15 protein-coding genes, 1 tRNA gene, 1 other RNA gene and 1 pseudogene are annotated in these 17733 nt (G+C 41.2%); 2 read left to right on the top strand and 16 right to left on the bottom strand.

Going from position 1 to position 17733, the window contains the following annotated elements; genetic code table 11:
- Positions 1 to 3 precede the first annotated feature (3 nt).
- Positions 4 to 1116: a tartrate dehydrogenase gene (locus EGT34_RS15535; RefSeq protein WP_001129667.1), complete on the bottom strand. Its 1113-nt coding sequence runs from the start codon at positions 1114 to 1116 to the stop codon at positions 4 to 6.
- A gap of 103 nt (positions 1117 to 1219) precedes the next feature.
- Here EGT34_RS15535 and EGT34_RS15530 point away from each other — a divergent pair, with 103 nt between their 5' ends.
- Positions 1220 to 2200: a LysR family transcriptional regulator gene (locus EGT34_RS15530; RefSeq protein WP_001061609.1), complete on the top strand. Its 981-nt coding sequence runs from the start codon at positions 1220 to 1222 to the stop codon at positions 2198 to 2200.
- 52 nt (positions 2201 to 2252) lie between these two features.
- Here the strand turns inward: EGT34_RS15530 and EGT34_RS15525 are convergent, their stop codons facing one another.
- The 5 genes from EGT34_RS15525 to coaD form a co-directional block, all read right to left on the bottom strand.
- Positions 2253 to 3437 carry a porin gene (locus EGT34_RS15525; RefSeq protein ID WP_000830721.1) on the bottom strand — a complete coding sequence of 395 codons (1185 nt, stop codon included), beginning with the start codon at positions 3435 to 3437 and terminating at the stop codon, positions 2253 to 2255.
- Positions 3438 to 3585: 148 nt separating this feature from the next.
- Positions 3586 to 3662 (bottom strand) — tRNA-Met (locus tag EGT34_RS15520).
- Between the two features lie 64 nt (positions 3663 to 3726).
- Positions 3727 to 4081, bottom strand: an RNA gene (rnpB, locus tag EGT34_RS15515) — RNase P RNA component class A.
- Positions 4082 to 4108: 27 nt separating this feature from the next.
- Positions 4109 to 4372, bottom strand: a complete 264-nt coding sequence (locus tag EGT34_RS15510) for a YfhL family 4Fe-4S dicluster ferredoxin (RefSeq protein WP_001979799.1) — start codon at positions 4370 to 4372, stop codon at positions 4109 to 4111.
- 1 nt (position 4373) lies between these two features.
- Complete coding sequence (gene coaD / locus EGT34_RS15505; RefSeq protein ID WP_000047853.1) at positions 4374 to 4865, bottom strand: pantetheine-phosphate adenylyltransferase; 492 nt, start codon at positions 4863 to 4865, stop codon at positions 4374 to 4376.
- 321 nt (positions 4866 to 5186) lie between these two features.
- Between coaD and EGT34_RS15500 the strand changes: the two genes are divergently transcribed.
- Positions 5187 to 6401: a tyrosine-type recombinase/integrase gene (locus EGT34_RS15500; protein ID WP_017725138.1), complete on the top strand. Its 1215-nt coding sequence runs from the start codon at positions 5187 to 5189 to the stop codon at positions 6399 to 6401.
- Here EGT34_RS15500 and EGT34_RS15495 read toward each other — a convergent pair.
- From EGT34_RS15495 to EGT34_RS15450, 10 genes and pseudogenes are all read right to left on the bottom strand, one after another.
- On the bottom strand, positions 6398 to 6592 hold the full coding sequence (locus tag EGT34_RS15495; RefSeq protein WP_031979471.1) for a hypothetical protein: 195 nt from the start codon (positions 6590 to 6592) through the stop codon (positions 6398 to 6400). The two genes, EGT34_RS15500 and EGT34_RS15495, sit on opposite strands and share 4 nt — an antisense overlap.
- A gap of 124 nt (positions 6593 to 6716) precedes the next feature.
- The gene (locus EGT34_RS15490) at positions 6717 to 7271 is read right to left on the bottom strand and encodes a lysozyme (protein ID WP_031975085.1); all 555 of its coding nucleotides are present in this window, start codon (positions 7269 to 7271) and stop codon (positions 6717 to 6719) included.
- Positions 7261 to 7478: pseudogene (locus EGT34_RS15485) on the bottom strand (hypothetical protein). Before EGT34_RS15485 ends, EGT34_RS15490 begins: the two are co-directional and overlap by 11 nt.
- Positions 7475 to 7831 carry a hypothetical protein gene (locus EGT34_RS15480; RefSeq protein WP_000138204.1) on the bottom strand — a complete coding sequence of 119 codons (357 nt, stop codon included), beginning with the start codon at positions 7829 to 7831 and terminating at the stop codon, positions 7475 to 7477. The pseudogene EGT34_RS15485 and the gene EGT34_RS15480 overlap by 4 nt, the downstream one beginning before the upstream one ends.
- 49 nt (positions 7832 to 7880) lie before the next feature.
- Complete coding sequence (locus tag EGT34_RS15475; RefSeq protein WP_228713127.1) at positions 7881 to 10016, bottom strand: hypothetical protein; 2136 nt, start codon at positions 10014 to 10016, stop codon at positions 7881 to 7883.
- A gap of 362 nt (positions 10017 to 10378) precedes the next feature.
- On the bottom strand, positions 10379 to 14128 hold the full coding sequence (locus EGT34_RS15470; RefSeq protein ID WP_416376730.1) for a phage tail protein: 3750 nt from the start codon (positions 14126 to 14128) through the stop codon (positions 10379 to 10381).
- Between the two features lie 56 nt (positions 14129 to 14184).
- Complete coding sequence (locus tag EGT34_RS15465; RefSeq protein ID WP_000920728.1) at positions 14185 to 14850, bottom strand: tail assembly protein; 666 nt, start codon at positions 14848 to 14850, stop codon at positions 14185 to 14187.
- Positions 14834 to 15589 (bottom strand): C40 family peptidase, encoded by a 756-nt coding sequence (locus tag EGT34_RS15460; protein WP_031979436.1) that lies wholly within the window; start codon positions 15587 to 15589, stop codon positions 14834 to 14836. Before EGT34_RS15460 ends, EGT34_RS15465 begins: the two co-directional genes overlap by 17 nt.
- A gap of 6 nt (positions 15590 to 15595) precedes the next feature.
- A complete protein-coding gene (locus EGT34_RS15455; protein WP_042791358.1) occupies positions 15596 to 16405 on the bottom strand; it encodes a phage minor tail protein L in 810 nt (269 codons plus the stop codon).
- Complete coding sequence (locus EGT34_RS15450) at positions 16392 to 17693, bottom strand: pyocin knob domain-containing protein (RefSeq protein WP_031979562.1); 1302 nt, start codon at positions 17691 to 17693, stop codon at positions 16392 to 16394. Before EGT34_RS15450 ends, EGT34_RS15455 begins: the two co-directional genes overlap by 14 nt.
- Positions 17694 to 17733 lie beyond the last annotated feature (40 nt).

Genomic DNA, 17733 nt, shown 5'->3' with positions numbered 1-17733 from the left:
GCGTTATTCCATAGCGAATACGTCCATTTTAGTTTGGGCTACACATGATGCAATTGCATCTCCTACCTCATAAGTCTTTGCCTGACCGCCGATATCGGCTGTTTTTGGGCCATTAATTAATACATTCTCAATCGCCTGCATAATGTCTTGACCCGCTTGGATACAGCGCTCGTCTTCTTCACCAAAGAATTCGAACATCATGGCACCCGACCAAATCGCAGCGATTGGGTTGGCAATTTGTTTACCGTAAATATCTGGTGCTGAACCATGGACAGGTTCAAACAGTGATGGAAATTTTCTTTCTGGGTTTAAATTTGCCGATGCGGCTAAACCAATGGTTCCCGTACATGCAGGACCTAAATCGGAAAGAATATCGCCAAATAAATTCGATGCCACAACCACATCAAAGCGTTCAGGTTGTAAAACAAAACGAGCCGCTAAAATATCAACATGCTGTTTATCAGCTTGAATTTGTGGATACTGTTTTGCCATCGCATCAACGCGCTCATCCCAGTACGGCATGCTCACTGCAATACCATTTGACTTGGTCGCTGCGGTAATTTTTTTTGCATCACGCTGATTTGCAAACTCAAATGCATAACGCAAAATTCGGTCTACGCCATGACGTGTAAATACTGCTTCTTGTAAAACAAACTCTCGGTCTGTCCCTTCAAAAGCTTTACCGCCAATCGCTGAGTATTCACCTTCACTATTTTCACGAACCACGTAGAAGTCGATATCGCCCGGTTTTTTACCTACCAATGGACATTTCACACCCGGCATTAAGCGCACTGGACGTAAATTCACATATTGGTCAAAACCACGACGGAACTGGAGCAGCGAACCCCAAAGCGAAATATGGTCAGGCACTTTATCTGGCCAGCCTACAGCGCCAAAATAAATTGCATCGTAGCCCTGCAAAGTTTCAAACCAGTCATCTGGCATCATTTTGCCGTGCTTAAGGTAGTAATCGCAGCTTGCCCAATCGAAAGCATCTAACTGAAGATCAATGCCGTACTTCTCTGCTGCTGCCTTTACAACCTTAATACCTTCTGGTAGAACTTCTAAACCAATGCCATCGCCTGCAATCGTGGCAACTTTATATCTTTTTGCCATAAGCTTCCTTCACACCTTCGACTAATATCCTTGTATGGCTTAAACATGATGTTTTAAGCAAAAATGATCAACAACAGAACTATCACTCCAATGGACACGGATCGTGAATAATCTACCTAACCTATCGGATTTAAAGGTTTTTTGCACAGTCGCCAAACTAAAAAGTTTTGTCGAATCTGCTGAGGAACTCGGGACATCGCCAGCTTTTATTAGCAAGCGAATTAATATTTTAGAAAACACGTTGAGCTGCAAACTTTTTCACCGCAGTACACGTCACGTTAGCCTGACAGAAGATGGCAAACTCATTCTTGAGAGAGTTTCAAATATTCTTGAAGAATTTGATGAAGTCTGCGAACTGGTCAATAATCCGCTCAGTACACCTACGGGTCGTATGGATATTATTAGTAGCTTTGGTTTTGGCAGAAAACATGTCGCACCAATTTTGTCTAAATTAATGATGCTGTATCCAAAACTACAGATTCATTTTGATACCATCGACAACACCAAAGACCTGATTCAACACAGTATTGATTTAGACATTAGAATTGGTAATGAAATTGCACCCAATATGATTGCGAAGAAGCTGGCTTCTAATTTTCGTATTTTGTGCGCGTCACCGAGTTATTTACTTAAACACGGCGTACCTGACAGTATTGAAGATTTGCAAACACATGACTGTTTAACAATTAGTGAACGCGACCAATCCTCGGTTTTATGGAAATTTAGGCATGCTTCCGAAGATGTCTCAGTGCATATCAAACCCCGCTTTGTTTCAAATAACGGCGAAATTATTCATCAACTTGCCATAGAAGGTCACGGTATTATTTTCCGTTCGATTTGGGATGTTGCAGATGAATTGATTACCGGCCAACTTCAGCATATTTTGCCTGAGTACTGGCAAGATGCAGATGTCTGGGCAGTTTATCCATCACGACTCAAAAGCTCCTCCAAACTGCAAACCTGTATTTTGTTTATTCAAAACGAATTGCTCAATCGTTTACAGCATGTGCAAAACCTAAGCCGTGGACAACTTATTTCACCAGCCGTCAAACGAGAGCCACCGCCTGAAAAAGTCTTTCTATAAAAAAAGCCCTAAGTGGGCCTGTTCACTTAGGGCAATAGTTTACTTTTAACTTCTAGAAATAATATCCAATTGAAAGATAAAACAGTTTATCCCAATCATTACTGCTACCTTGTGCAAGGCCATTCGCCCCACCACCAACCATTGGATCGTTTTTACTCATAATATATTCACCCTGAATACCAATGGCTTTGTAATTAAAATAAACGCCTGCAATTAAACGCTCAGAGTCTTTATATCCATCCTCATCTTTGAAAAAGCGGCTATGAGAGATATAGGGCTTAATATTTTCAAGTTTGTGGAATGGCTGAGCAAAGGTATAGTTAATTTCATTGACCAGATATTTTCCTTTGTTAGCAACTTGATAAGGGTAATCAAATGCTCCAATGGTTGAGCTATTTGGCAATAAATTATCGCCATTAGTGACATCTTGCTTACCTGCTAAGAACATCCATTGCCATGCTTGATATTGCGTTTGAGCAAATACATTCCATGATTTGCGGTGTCCATCTTCATCTGTTCTTTTATTTTCTAAATCTGAATACCAAACTGAACCACCTAACTCGGTCGAAAATTTTTGAGCTTTATCAAGCCCAAATTTTCTAGAGGCCCGCGCAATCCACATATTTTTTTCTTCAATATTGGTTCCTGTAGTTAAATCATCAGCTTCAACGAAATTACCACTATATCGGCTTGAGTCTTTTGATGTCCCCTTATAATTTCCTCCATCAGTTGGATAGAATCCTAAGGTTAAATTGTATTTGTCATCTGCAAATTTATATTTAATCCCCAGATTATCAATATCTTCTAAACCAACGGTATTTAAAAGCGTTTCGTAATAACTACTTCCCCAAAATTCACCAAAGCCAAAATCAACAGGCTGCAAACCTGCCGTGACTTTTTGTTGGTCAGATAACTTATACCCTACCCAAGCTTTTTTTAGAAAAATCGCATCACACAAGCGATCATATTGATAACAGCGAGCATCTGCTCCTGAAATCCAGTTTGGGTTTTCATAACCTAACACTAATTTAATATCAGTAAGTCGCCAGTCATCATTTTGGGAACCTTCATTCGCCCCGACCACATAATCTTTATGTAAATAACGAGAACGTACTGCGCCAGACACTTTAAATTGACCCGAATCTAAAGTTGGATCACCCCAACTCAAATCAGCTGCAGAGACTTGTGCTCCAGCAGTTAAACTTAGAATTCCTAAAAATAATAATGACCTTTTCATGTCTTCAACATCCTTGTTAAGTGTTATAAGAACATGAAGAAATTGGCTTAGACAAACAATGCCAGAACTATGAAGTCGGTCTTTACAAACTGTGTTTAATCAAAAAACAAGCATAAAAAAAGACCACGCAGGAGCGTGGTCTGTAAAATGGTGGCTATGACGAGACTTGAACTTGTGACCCCCGCATTATGAGTGCGGTGCTCTAACCAACTGAGCTACATAGCCGTAAACTGTGCGCGCATTATCTTAGCTTCTTAACCGCGCGTCAAGAAAAATTTTCAATAAAATGAGGTGAAGTGAGCCTATAAGCCGGGTTCTGTCGAGGATGGTCATTCCTCTAGGCGTACAATCACTCATACGCTCAAGCGACCTACCCGAATCCAGTACGGGCCGCACCTAGGATTCCTATTTGGTCTTGCTTCTGGTGGGGTTTGCCATGCCGTGAACTGTTACCAGACACGCGGTGCGCTCTTACCGCACCCTTTCACCCTTACCTCACGAATGAGGCGGTCTACTCTCTGCTGCACTTTCCGTCGGCTTTCACCGCCCAGGCGTTACCTGGCACCCTGCCCTATGAAGCCCGGACTTTCCTCTCCTGCTTCAGTCACGGAGACCTCCACAGCAGCGACCATCCGGCTCACTTCGAGGGCGCATATTAACAAATTTATTGACTAATTGCTTGTGCTTTTTTGAGCAATTAATCTTTTATATTTGTCGAGTAACTGTTCTTCCGTTTCCTCATGCTGCGGATCTTTTGGAATACAGTCTACTGGACAAAATAATTGGCACTGTGGCTGGTCATGGTGACCAACGCACTCTGTACATAAATCCGGATTGATTTCATAAATCACTTCGCCCATAAAGATCGCTTCATTAGGGCAAACTGGTTCACAAACATCGCAGTTTATGCATTCATCAGTGATATATAACGACACGTTACCAACCTTGTTGATGTTTACGTTCAAAAGCTTCAACCACAGCTTGCGGAACAAACTTGGTTACATCTCCTTTTAAACGAGCAATTTCTCGAATTAATGTCGAAGAAATAAAAGAATACTGTTCAGAAGGTGTTAAAAACACCGCCTCGAAATGTGGATCAAGCTGACGGTTCATATTGGCCAGTTGAAATTCATATTCAAAGTCAGAAACTGCTCTTAAACCACGAAGTACTGCTGTGGCCTTTTGTTCTTTAAAAAAGTTAACCAACAAACCATCAAAACCTACAAACTCAACATTTGATAGATGGCCTAATGATGATTGCGCCAGTGCAACTCTTTCTTCTAAGCTGAACAAAGGGTTTTTATGATGTCCAATTGCAATCGCTACTACAACTTCATCAAACATTCTTGATGCTCTAGTAACTAAATCAACGTGCCCATTCGTGATAGGGTCAAATGTTCCAGGATAAATTACACGCGTTTTAGACATCCGCTAGTACTCTAATTGTATTGTGCGCCTATTTTAGCAAAAGTTATACATGAGACGAAATATTGATATGTGGGAAAAAACTTCACCTTGGCATCAGTTTACGGCACAATAGGGACAATTGTGGAAGTTTGAATTATGGCGAAAGCAACAGTAGTAAAGAATAATAAGTGTCGATGTTTATTTTAATTCTCTATAGTTCCTTTTTTAAAGCTAAGTTATTGAATTATAAAAGTTGCTGTTCTTATTAGTTCCTTATAGTTTGTTTACATCCTCCAAAAAAACGGGTAATAATGCGGGTAACAAACTACTTACCCTTACCTCATGGCCTCTGCAAAACTTTCTGATCTTAAAATTAAAGCACTGAAACCTAAAGAAAAAGTCTACAGAATATTAGATGCAGATAGACTTTACATAGAAGTCCGACCTTCAGGTGCTAAAGTTTGGCGGTTTAAGTTTGTTTTTAATGGTAAAGAATCTTCTATGAGTCTTGGCGAATACCCAGCTATTACTTTGGCAGACGCTAGAATCTTAAAGGATGAAATGCGAGCAAAATTAGCCAAAGGCATACACCCAGTAGAAGATAGACAAAATAATAAGGCCAAGGCATTAGAAGAAGGAAAAAATACATTCAACGCTATTGCAGCCGAATTTAAAGAAAAACGTATGACGTTGAAGTCTGAAATTTATCAAGAGAAGTTCGATACTGCTTTAGAAAAAGATATATGCCCAGTTATTGGCAAAAAAAATATTAAAGATGTGACTGCGGCTGACGTATTGAAGATTTTAAATAATACGATTAATCGTGTTACTAAAGAAACCAATGGAAAAATGACAGGTGAATCTGCCGCTTTACAAAATCGAAGATTCATTGGTGCTGTAACCCGTTATGCAATTGCCACATTGCGACTAGAGAATGACCCGACTTATGCTGTACGCGATGTTATCAAGCGCCCTCGTGTAAAACATGCAAGAGCCTTAACCAAAGAAGAAAGAAAAAAAGCAAGAACTCAATTGCCTAAATACAATGGAACAGAAACGGTCAAAAATGCTGGCTTCATTCTCTTATATACAATGCTTCGGGCAATTGAAATTAGAAAAATGCAATGGAAATGGGTCGAGTTTGATACAAGACTTATTAGATTTCCAGAAGAGGCAATGAAAAAATCCAGAATCCATATTCTCCCTATATCTGACCAAGTTTATGAAGTTCTTAAACGCCAATATACTATTTCTGGTGATAGCGAATTAGTTTTCCCTGCTATTTTCAGTAAGAAAAATGATGGCATGTTAGCTAAAGAAACGCTTAACAGTATGCTTGAATATATTGGCTTAAAAGGCGTTACCACTCATGATTTTAGAGCTACAGCTTCTACCCTACTATATGAAAAGGGCTATGAGGAAGCTTGGGTAGAAAAACAGCTTGCTCATGCTGAATCTAACAAGACAAAAGCATCGTACGACCATTCGCAGCACTTAGAGGCTAGACGGAAAATGATGCAAGACTGGGCTGATATTGTAGATAGTTGGAAAGACTAAAAACTTTGCTTCTTATCAAAGGTCCATCTTTTGCCATTGTAAGACACAGTTCCATCCAAATTAATAGGCAACTCTTTTAATGAATAGTCATAGATTTTAAGAACATTCCCGTTCTTATCTAAATCAGCGGGTAGATTGCAAGTATTCTCCATTCTGCCCACTTCCGAAACCATGATCATGACTTGCGACATCACAAAGCCCTTACACAAATCGAGACATTCACATTACTATTAATAGTGTGAGCTGTGCAACCTGAGAATAGGAGGCACAGCAATGTGATGATCGATGCAACTTTGGTACGTTTACACATATAAGTTACTTCTTTAAAAAGAGTGCTCGTTCTGCTTCTCGGCGACGAACTAGGCCCTTCATAACCTTGCCACCTGCTTTGTTCCAAACTAGGAATTGATCAGCAGCACCTTGATAGTCACGTTTATTGAGTTTCTTTAATAAGGTTGAATTATTAAAAGCACCAGAGCCAATGTTGTAAGTCAGCGATACTAATGCATCAAACTGATTTTGAGTTAAAGGTACAGTTACCGATTCATTTACAGTCTTTTCAAATTTGGCTAAGTCATGCTTAAAGTAAGTCTTAGCTTGCTCAGGTGTGCAAGTATCACCTTGCTTAACCTTCACGCCATTTGGATAAACTGTTGTGCCAGTGCCAATAGTCCAGACTCCTACACCATCGTCATAAGCTTTGAATCGTGTGTCTTCAAATCCTGAAATTAGATTTACACCAACATCACTTGTAGTCATGCCAGAAGGCGCAAGTTTATCGACCACCTTATTTAGATCATCTACTTGTGCTTGTGTAAGCTTGCCACCTGCAATCACACGAGCAGCATCAAAGAATGGTTTAGTTGTCATTGGATTCACCTTTCTTTTTCTCTAACTCAGAGCTACCAAAATAAAAGCCACATGCAGTTGTCATAGCCCCAGCAATAAAACCCAATGCCGTATTAATCAGATTGCTGTTTTCTCGCGGCATATCCACAAAAATAAAGCAATCACTAAAACAAACATCAGTCCCACTAATGCGAAAGCTAGATAAGCTCTTGTGTTTTCACTATTCATCGTCCTGCTTCCTCTAACCGTGAAACCTTCTCTTTAATTAAAGATTGATCTTGGCTTAATTGAATAATTGAAGATCCAACCCAAGCGCACAGCGAAAATACGATTCCTGCAAAGATGCCAAGCAGTACACGCAATACAGAAATTCCACCATCTTGCGCTGCTGTGCGGTTTTCTAAATTGGCGACTTTGATATCCAATGTATCGATATCCTTTTTGTTCTGTTCGCTAGTCTCTTTGTGTGCTTCATTAATAAAAGTCAGTCGAGTAACATGATCTGACAACATGCGAATATCACTCTGAATTGAGTCAATTTTCTTTTCAAATCTCAACCCGTATGATTCATTTTCAGTCATGCCTTCCCCCTTTCGTTTAGGCAATAAAAAAGCACCCGGTTGGGTGCTGTTACTTTTTCATTTCAATAACACTTAACGTTCTCGAAGTAATCATAAAGTTGCTTCTTGATTCCACATTTAATGGAATATTAACGCCCTCCTGTCGAGCAAATCCTGCTTTAAGTGTGTAGGTAACATTGCCAATAGTACTGTTATCATCAATAGCTGAAACGATAACCGCAGTCCCGTTGAAATTGACATTAATAGTACCAGTTTCAAGATTTGCACCTAATGAACCCCGTCCAATTAAATTTCCATTCCGATATATAGAAATATAAAAAGAAGCCATGGCCCTGTCATTTGCTGCAATTGGATTACCTCGTCCGTCACTTACACTAAAAGCGCCAAAAGTAGGTGTGCAAATATTTACTGAAGCATCAATTCTAACTTTTCCACCACTTCTATTTAACGTTACTTGTAAAAGTGTACCTATATGATTTTCCCACGCTGATAGGTGGTTGTTAAAATCATTATTAGGCTGTCCACTTGTAACTCCACCTGCAAAAGTAGTGATAGTCTTTACATCAATTGCTTTTACACCTATTGGAACAGTTACTGCTTCATCCTGGATTTTAAGGGTGCTAATTGCACCATCATCAATATTTGCATTTTTAACTTTAATTGAACCTAGATCAGCGCTAATAACACTTAAGTTTTCTGCCCAGATCCTATTCGCATTGATATATCCAAAACTACCATTGTCGACATACAATCCACGCGGAATAACAGTACCGTTTGGCAAAGTAACTGGAGTATTTTGCAGTGTCATTAATGGTTTAGGTTCTACACCATCAACACCGACAGGCGTACCAAACTGAATTGCATCATAGTTAAAGATGAATGTTGATGTTGTACCATCGTTCATTGAACCATGTCCTGAGACATGGCCATTCACATCAAACTTCATGAATTGCTCTGCATAGACACCATCTACACTTTTTGACACTTCCTGAATCGATGCTGTATGTCCGTCAACAGTTGTTTGAATAGTATCAACTTTCTCTGCTGTCGCATTCTGAGCATCAGCCACAGCATTCACTTTTTGTTGAACTGTTGCCAAATTGGTGTTTGCTGTGTTTGCTTTATCTAGGGCATCGTTTGCAGTTTTTTGAGCTGCATTAGCTGCCGCTGCCGCATCCGTTGCTGCCTTATCAGTTACTGTTACCCACGCTGAACCATTCCAACGCTTAGGTGTATTCGCGCCACCTGTTGTATCAATCCAGAGATTTTGTGCAAGGCGTTTATCGGCTGCGGGTACTGTTGATCCAAAAATTACCTCCCCTTTATTACCCGCTGCCGTCGCGGCTGCTTGTGCAGCCTGTTGTGCACTGTTGGCTGTAGCTTGTGCATTACCCGCCGCTACATTCGCAGATGAAGCAGAAGCTTGAACAGTATCAATTCGAGTAGCTTGTGAAGACTGATTATCTGTAAGCGTTTTGATCTGGCTTTGCACTGTGGCTTTGTTACTCTCAAACTGAGTTTGAACAGTATCTATTCGTTGCCCAAGTGCGCTATCAGCATTTACACGCGCAGTAGATTCAGAGGCAATAGTTGCCTTATTTTCATCTATCTGAGCCTGAGTAATATCAATCCGCTTACTTAAAACCAAGTCACCTTCAGCTGCTGCTGACTGTAATGACCATGAGCCAGCCTCTGTTGATGAGCTATCTGCTGTTAAAGCAGTGCTATCCGCTGTAAGCGGAGTAACTTTTGCAAATACTCCACTTAATCGCTCTGTATTTGCATTGATCAAATCCCCTTGCTCATCAACGATAGCTTTCACGCTATCCACATAACCGGTTGAAGCCTTGTCTCCAAGTTCAGCCTCTACAGACTCAACACGATCAATTGCTGCACTAGATGCATCTGCTGCTGCATTGGCTTGTGATAATGCTGTAGCTGCATTTGCCTTGGCTGTTGCAGCGTCACTACTGGCAGTGCCGGCTGTTGCTTTCGCCTGATTCGCTACAGTAACAGCAGACCCAGCTTCCGAAACTGCTGCTTCAGATTTAGTTACAGCAGTAGCACTATTTTCAAGTGCCTGACCTGCTTGATCAGTTGCAGTATTGACTTTGACATCAATTGCATCAACTTTTAAAGCGGTTGCTTCATTGTCTGCAGTATTAATATCAACTCGTTGACTCACTGCTGCTAAAGCTGCATCGTTACTCGCTTTATAAACATTTAAAGCTTGGACTGTAGCAGCATCACCACTCGCTCTTGCTGTAGCTTCCTGTTGAATTAATGCAGTGTTTTCACCAACTGAAGCTGAAACGGTATCGATGCGCTTACTTAAAGCTAAATCGCCATCAGCATAAGCAGACTGAATTGTCCACGCCCCTGCTTGGTTGCTACCACTATCAGCTGTCCAGTTGTTTTGGTCAGCAGTTAATGGAGTAACTTTTGCATAAACACCATCAAGCTTCTGCGTTTGAGCTTTAACAACGCCATCAATATCCTCTACATCCGCTTTGACTTCTTCAAGCGCACCAGTTGAAGCCTTGTCCTCTAAAGCAGCATTGATTTCATTAATAGATAATGCATTAGCACTAGAAGCATCAGCAGCAGCTTGCGCTTTACTGATAGCAGTTGCAGCATTGGTTTTGCAGTTGCAGCATCACTACTAGCGGTATTGGCTGTATTAATAGCACCATCTGCTTTTGAACTTGCCGATTGTGCTGTTGCTGTTGCTTCCCGTGCCATTGATGAAGCTGAACCTGCTTGAGACACCGCTGTATCAGCCTTGCTTATGGCAGTAGCACTATTTTCAAGTGCTTTGCCAGCATCATCCGTGGCAACCTTTACACTGGCTCTTAAACCATCAATTGCCTGTGTATTTGCACTAGTGTCATCAACAACTGCTGTTACATCGTCTATAACCGAAGCCAGAGCCAAGTCATTGGAAGCAATGTAATTATTCAGTGCCTGAACCTGTGCTCCATCGGCATCAGCCAAAGCAATAAGTTTTTGCTGAACAGAAGCATTGTTATTGCCAAAATCTGAACTCAACGTATCAATTCTTTGGCTTAGTGCGCTGTCACCATTGACTCTTGCTAAGGCTTCTTGCTGAATAGCAGCTTGGTTATTTCCCACCTGAGCATTAACAACATCGATACGTTTACTTAGGGCTAAATCACCTTCAGCAAATGCTGACTGAATTGTCCAAGCAGCAGCTTGGTTACTTCCATTATCTGCGGTCCAGTTGTTCTGATCAGCCGTTAAAGGTGTTACCTGTGCGTAAACACCGTCCAGTTTTGTTGCTGTAGCATGTAAGTCATCTGCAACAATATCAACCGATTCTTGAACAGCTGCAATTGATGTGTCGGTGCTTTCTTTATAGGTAGTGACAGCATTAAGAATCTGCTGGTCACCATCAGTTCTAGCCTGAATCTCTTGAGTTAAACCATCACTGACACCTTTAACTGCAGCAATGCGGTCATTGGTTTCTTTCGCAACGGCATCAGAAACTTGCTTAACTTCACCCTGCCGTACCAAAGATTCTTGTGCAATTGCATCTGCACGGGCTTGTGCTTCAGCTGCATCTGCTGCAATTCGATCACTAATTTCTTGTGTAAGGCTATCGTTTAATCCAGAAACATCACTTACTCTTTGCTGGGTTTCAGCATCGATTGCTGCATTCGCAGAATCAATTTCACCCTCAAGAGCAGTAACTTTGTCAATTAAATTTCCGATATCTCCATCAAGACCTTCAATCGTATCAATCTTATTGATCGTATCTCTTAAGTCCTGATCTAACTGCGTTGCAGAAATTAAGCCATCAAGCGCATCAAGAATATCATTCGCCTGTGCAGTTGAAGTGCCACTAACCCAACTAGACCAATCCCCTTTATTACCGATCCGGTCAACCAACCGCCCCCGATACCAGAGTGTCACATTAGCAGCCAAACCCTGCTGCTGTAGTGAAGTCGTTGGATAAGCATAAGAACCCAGAGGCTGAATATTGGCACCATTGGAAGTCGTAGAATATTCAATTTCCGTATATGCAGTGTCTAATGCGCCAGTTGCCGGGAATCCCCATTCCACTTTCATTCCGAACATTGTGCCAACTGCACGGATAAAAGCTATTTTTGGTGGCAACCCTTGCTTACCAGTCAATGCAGTCAAAACTGAGTATGCCGGTAAAGAAGCTATCTCAAAAGCTGAAATCGCTGTTACTCGTGCTTGATATTGACCCGCATAAATACCTGGTACTTCGACTGAGTTGTTGCCGGTTATTGGAAGCTTAATCCAACTACCGTCATCTTTACGCCACTCAACCAGATACTTTACCGCCCCACGGGCTTGTGCCCATGACACAATCATTGTGGCAATATTAATACCTTGATCTACTCGGCTTTCACTTGTAATGGTGACGTTTGTAACCGCATCTTGAACAGTAGGATTAACAATTGAAATTGGTGCTTCTTCAAAATGTGCTCCAGTGTCGATTGCATCAAACTTTGAAGGATTGTATTGAAGAGCAGTAATGTTAAATTGATGTTTATCATCTTGAGTAATAGAGATGACCCGAAACTTCATTGTTGCCAAGTCTTGAGCATCTAAAACCCAAATGTTTTGCACAGCAATCGAATTCATATCAAAAGCCGTGGTTACTGTAATAACTCTACCTGCTATTGACTGAACAATACGTGTTTGGGCTTTGCCATTTTCACCATTAATTACGAGTCGGTCGCCAGCTTTTGCAACCACATTATCTCGGTCCAAAGTAATACTTTTACGATCTGCCGAAATAGCAGATACACGACCACCATTTGCACGACCTGCAAATAGAGGATCAGCAACTTCAATTACTTTCCCCGGCAAAGGAATGTGTCCATCTAGACCAACTTTGAAAGACACTGTGCGTGTTTCAAGTTGCTCTGACTTTAAAGCCCAGTGACCTGCTCTCTGCGCTTGTCCGCGCGAAGTGCATCCCCAAGCATCAATTTCCAAAATACGAACTTGGCCCGCTTCAGCAATTGCTTTCTCATCACGAACAAACTCATATTCGGTTTTGTAGTGATTAGCTGGGTTATCCCACGCAATTTTTACAACATTATGGCGATCACGCGCACGGGTTCCTGAGTATTCAAAATTGCCATCAATGACATTGGCACGCGTATAAGTGAAATACGTATCTTGGGGAATATCCGCATCACAAATAATGCTATTACCATCCCAAAATGTGATAGCACGGAATACACCAACTAATTTCGTTAAAATTTCAAAGGCACCTTCGGCACTCTGAAGATAAACATTACAAGTAAAGCGTGGTTCTTGGCCGCCTAGACCGTCTGGTACCATTTCGTCACAGTATTGTGCTAAACGATATAAGGACCACTTATCAACCATTAGCGGGGTTAATCGGTCACCCAAAGCATAACGGTCTACGGTGCATATATCGTAATAGATCCATGCCGGGTTATTGGAATAAGCCTCTTTGAAAGTGCCGTCCCACATTCCAACATATTGCCGTGTTGCTGGATTGTAATTAGTAGGAACTTTTAGGAGCCTACCCTTTGTATCCATAGCAACTTTTGCTACGTTTCCAAAAGTCTCGGCATCATATTGAAGACCAAGTAAAGCAGTATTTGGATAACGTAATTTTGCATCAATTACCTCTGTTACCGCAGATACATACATCTTGTCGCTGATATATTCAGAAGATGAGTTAGGGGTAATACGTCGAACTCGCAATAACCAGCCACTATCAGCCTTTGGCAGGTCAATACGGTGAGCACGCTCATAATTTGCCGAAGTCTTATCTGAAATTTTAGCTCTTAATACTTCACTCCAACTATTGCCATCAGTCTGCAAATCAATCGCATACTCAATTGTTAATCCGCTCACATCCCCATTTGTTGCGTCTTGAGTACGCAAAGGACCCCATTTGAAACGTACACGGACGGCATCCAGATCTAGATTATTAAATGCTTTTACCCAAGGCGTGCCTGATTTCAACTCAACATCTATTGCTGTCTCATTTTCAACAGCAGGAAAACCCTCAATGTATTCCTGATCATTAGTACCATTTCTAAAATCAACTTTTACATTTTCAAAGTTAAGGCTTCCATCTGCATTCTGAAGTGGAGTTTCTTCTAAATAAATTGACTGAAGCCCATTAGCTAAACCTTCAATCTCGCCTTCAGCTAAACCATATAGAACCTTGATAAAGGTTTTCGATTGAGCAGAATCTGGTGAAATGACAGGTTGCCGTTGTTTTTTACTGCCTTTTTTTGCGCCTACTACTGCATTCATAAGAAATCTCACGCAATAAAAAAGGCGCTAGAAAGCGCCTGTTAAATAATTAAAAATTACATCTGATCTTCAGGATATTGACCTGCGCTCACAATGAAGCCGCCGATTTCCCGTTGACCATAAAGAATTGGAACAGGATTACCTTGTGCAACTGTGGTAACTGCACCGCCAAAGCCTTTATTCGCTCTGTTTCCATCTTGGTTTTGGTCTTGAGTAGTATCAACCTTCGGCATAAGCATCATAGCCACACCACCAAGCATCATTCCAATACCTGAACCAATCAATGCAGCACCGAGTGGTGCTCCACCGCCTAATGTGCCTACAGTTACTAAGACTCCCACCACGACCATCACAGCACCTAAAACAGTCTGTAATATTCCATTACCGCCTGCACCAACTACACGTGGAACAATATGAATAACCTCAGCTTCAGTATTCATATCAAGCTGTTCTTCACCGATATTGTCACCAGTGATTAGACGCTTAGTTTCATGATCGTAAATTGCTGGGCGTTTCTTGCCTCGCTTATTACTTGAGTTCTTTGATTTTAAAAATACGGCAAAGCGTAGGCCCTGCTCATGTGCATGCAACATAAAGTGTTCAAAGCCAGCGATCTGAACAGATAATGCACGCATGGCTTCACGTGTATTTGCGACATCGAGCTTAAATTCACGACCGAATTTTTGCCCCAAGATGCCGTACAACTTAATTGTTTTTAACATCTCTATGCCTCAAGATTTTTACAGTACGTTCAAGCCATTGTTGACCATATATTTCCCGAACAGATTTGCGGTTATATGGATGATGAAGAATTAACGCTGAACCAATGCAGTTTTCACTTTCTTCTGATTTCAATTTTCCGTTATCTCCGAGCCAGACAACCGCATGATTTGGATGTTCAGTACGTCCAACACGACAAACAAGCATATCGCCATATTTTGGTTTATCTACTTCAAAGAAACCTGCTTTTTCGTAATTTTCAAGGTAAAGTGATGGATGGTCTTTATCTTCCCACCATGCATCATCCCGCTTAAAATCCATAAGCTCTATACCTAATTCACGACTATAAAAATCACGTACAAGCGCATAGCAATCTTGCCAGCCATGAAAATAATTACGCCCCACTAAAGGGGCGCGATAACCGCAAGGCTCATATATTTGAAAATCCAGATCCGGATATGAACAAATTACCCATGGCTTTTTATGTAGTTCAATCTGAATCAGATCGAGTTCCGATGCTCTTGTTGTTCCATCTGGATGGGAATGCACGTAAGCTAAGATTTCGCCTTGATCTTCAGCCATAGCTAAATCTTCAGGATGGATTTCGAACTGATCAGATTGAGCGGAAACATTGCGGCAGCGGATATATTCTTTTCCAACAATTACCCCGCAGCATTCATGCGGATAGCATTCATCGGCATGGGCCATGATTGCTTTTTTGGTTTTTGCTGTAAGTTTCATAAAACCTCACAATAAACTTGATGCAGGGAACCCGCCAAAAGGTAATGGCTTGTTTTCACCAAATCGTAAGCGGCATGAACGCAAACTCCCACTACATCGATCTAAAGCTGGATCATTGGTAGGCTCATCTTTATCGGTGAACATTGCCGCTCCGGTATATCCACATTCCTCACCACGGTAATTTCCCATCATGCACCAATGACAAAGTGAAGTAATTTGACGTACAGGAATTTTCAACCCTTCAAAATCAATTGGATTTGAAAGCTCAAAGGTCACTTGCTGGGCATTTTCGGATGTTTTTTGCTCGATATACCAAAGCTGCTCCTTGAACTCATTTGAAGCAGTAGGATTACCTGCCGTGAAGTTTTCGGCATCCAGATATTTAGCCAGCGTGGTAATGACTTTAAGTTTCGCCCCAGCAAAGTCTTTAAACTGGAGACAATAAGCAGAAACAGCATTTTGAATGCCATTAATGTTGTTTGCCATTGTTAAAGTGGGTGCAGAAGCCTTGCCATCCGAGCGCATCTCTAAGCCAGAAACTTCAAGTGCCATTGGCTCAAAGACTTGTCCTTGCCAGATGATGTTGCGCATCCAGACTTTCTGATCGCCAATATTAAAAACTTTATCGGCCTTGATCGTTGCTGTGTCTGCTTTCCAGCTCGTTAAATCCGCAGAGACATAAATCTTTTCCCAATCTTCGTATGAGATATGCCCATGGAATCGCAAAATGCCAGCTCCTAGAGCGCTGGCATCTAATTCATACAGGGTGATTAACCCATCTACATAAAGTTTCTGGAAATCACTATTCAGTGTCATCTGGTAGTGTCTCCTCTAATACAACTTCCTCATGGAAACGGATGTCAATATTACGACCCTCAGGAATATCTACGGGATTTTCCAGATCAGGAACAATCGAAGCAGTTTCAATATCAAACTTCTTCTTATAGGTCTTGATGGAAATATCATTGTTTTCAAGTTGCTTATAAGCTACAGCAACCAACACATTGCCGTTTGCATCCTTTGGCATTTCGATATACCAACCTTCTTGAGCAAAACCAAGAGAGCCTTTAATTAAGTAATCACCAACACCTAATTTTTCTAAAGTGATTGGCTGTTTTTGTGCGTCATCATTTAACTCAATTGAGTCAGCAAAGAGTTTGGCAACGGGTGAAGCGGATTTAATAAATCCGTTTGCATCGACTGTGGTGTTATGCTCTCCGCGCAATGCGTACCACGGTGTATAAGAGCCTTGATATGATTTACGTCTAAAGCCGATATATGTTGCTGAAGTTGCAATACTTAAATTAGCAGCATGTTCAATAGCACTACTCGCATTCAGCCCAAGAATATATTGTGCCTGTGCCATAGGATAATCACCTGCAGCAGTTGCGCCTACACTAGTGCCTTGTAATCCAATAAATGAACCACCTGCATCAAAATTGGATAATGCTGTTGACCCCAAGTTTTTATTTGCAGCAAAACCATTGTTAAGTAATCGTTGATAGTCTAATGAATTGCTACTAATTAAACGTGTCCACGGACTCCAAGTCGCACCTAAATCTGAAGTCGATCGAAAGAAAAAGTTTCCGCTTACTGAACCACCAGTTAACGGAATATAAATTTGTGCTCTATAGTTATTTGTCCCACTGATATCAGTGACAATCAATGTTCCCACTTGACCTGCAACTGGGAAATTTAAAGCCAGCGTTCCAGACGCAAAAGTATCATTGCCATAAAAACCAGGAGTAATGACTTTATTTAAATCTCCAGATGCATCTATGTCTGTAACTCGAATTCCACGCCCGATACCAAAATTTCCAACTGCTAAAGATCGCCCTAAAGTTGCATCTGTATTGCTGGCAGTTTTTGTCATTGTTGCAGCATCACCCAATCCTAAATTAGTCCGTGCAGCCGCTGCCGAAGTTGCGCCTGTCCCCCCTTTTGCAATTGGTAGAGCTGTGGGGAGTGTGGTTGCATTAGTGGTTCCGGTTAGGAAATCATATAGCTCAGAAAAGTTGGCATTCACATACTGGAAAGCTGTTCGAGCTGGTGTTCCTGATCCGTCATTTGCAGCTGAACCAACATTAATAACTTGCTTAGTCATTTTCTTGCTCGCATAAAAAAAGCCCCTAAAGAGGGGCTTC

The organism is Acinetobacter sp. FDAARGOS_558 (assembly GCF_003937785.1).
In the GTDB taxonomy this organism is placed as follows: domain Bacteria; phylum Pseudomonadota; class Gammaproteobacteria; order Pseudomonadales; family Moraxellaceae; genus Acinetobacter; species Acinetobacter baumannii.
Note: the sequence above shows the minus strand (reverse complement) of the source record. Positions and strands in the feature narration are given on the sequence as shown.

What these genes read in the sequence shown, in the direction of transcription:
- coaD (WP_000047853.1), bottom strand. Translation starts at nt 4,865, where the DNA reads ATGTCTAAAACGCGTGTAATTTATCCTGGAACATTTGACCCTATCACG.
- EGT34_RS15460 (WP_031979436.1), bottom strand. Translation starts at nt 15,589, where the DNA reads ATGAAACTTACAGCAAAAACCAAAAAAGCAATCATGGCCCATGCCGAT.
- EGT34_RS15500 (WP_017725138.1), top strand. Translation starts at nt 5,187, where the DNA reads ATGGCCTCTGCAAAACTTTCTGATCTTAAAATTAAAGCACTGAAACCT.
- EGT34_RS15465 (WP_000920728.1), bottom strand. Translation starts at nt 14,850, where the DNA reads ATGTTAAAAACAATTAAGTTGTACGGCATCTTGGGGCAAAAATTCGGT.
- EGT34_RS15470 (WP_416376730.1), bottom strand. Translation starts at nt 14,128, where the DNA reads ATGAATGCAGTAGTAGGCGCAAAAAAAGGCAGTAAAAAACAACGGCAA.
- EGT34_RS15455 (WP_042791358.1), bottom strand. Translation starts at nt 16,405, where the DNA reads ATGACACTGAATAGTGATTTCCAGAAACTTTATGTAGATGGGTTAATC.
- EGT34_RS15535 (WP_001129667.1), bottom strand. Translation starts at nt 1,116, where the DNA reads ATGGCAAAAAGATATAAAGTTGCCACGATTGCAGGCGATGGCATTGGT.
- EGT34_RS15490 (WP_031975085.1), bottom strand. Translation starts at nt 7,271, where the DNA reads ATGACAACTAAACCATTCTTTGATGCTGCTCGTGTGATTGCAGGTGGC.
- EGT34_RS15495 (WP_031979471.1), bottom strand. Translation starts at nt 6,592, where the DNA reads ATGTCGCAAGTCATGATCATGGTTTCGGAAGTGGGCAGAATGGAGAAT.
- EGT34_RS15525 (WP_000830721.1), bottom strand. Translation starts at nt 3,437, where the DNA reads ATGAAAAGGTCATTATTATTTTTAGGAATTCTAAGTTTAACTGCTGGA.
- EGT34_RS15480 (WP_000138204.1), bottom strand. Translation starts at nt 7,831, where the DNA reads ATGACTGAAAATGAATCATACGGGTTGAGATTTGAAAAGAAAATTGAC.
- EGT34_RS15450 (WP_031979562.1), bottom strand. Translation starts at nt 17,693, where the DNA reads ATGACTAAGCAAGTTATTAATGTTGGTTCAGCTGCAAATGACGGATCA.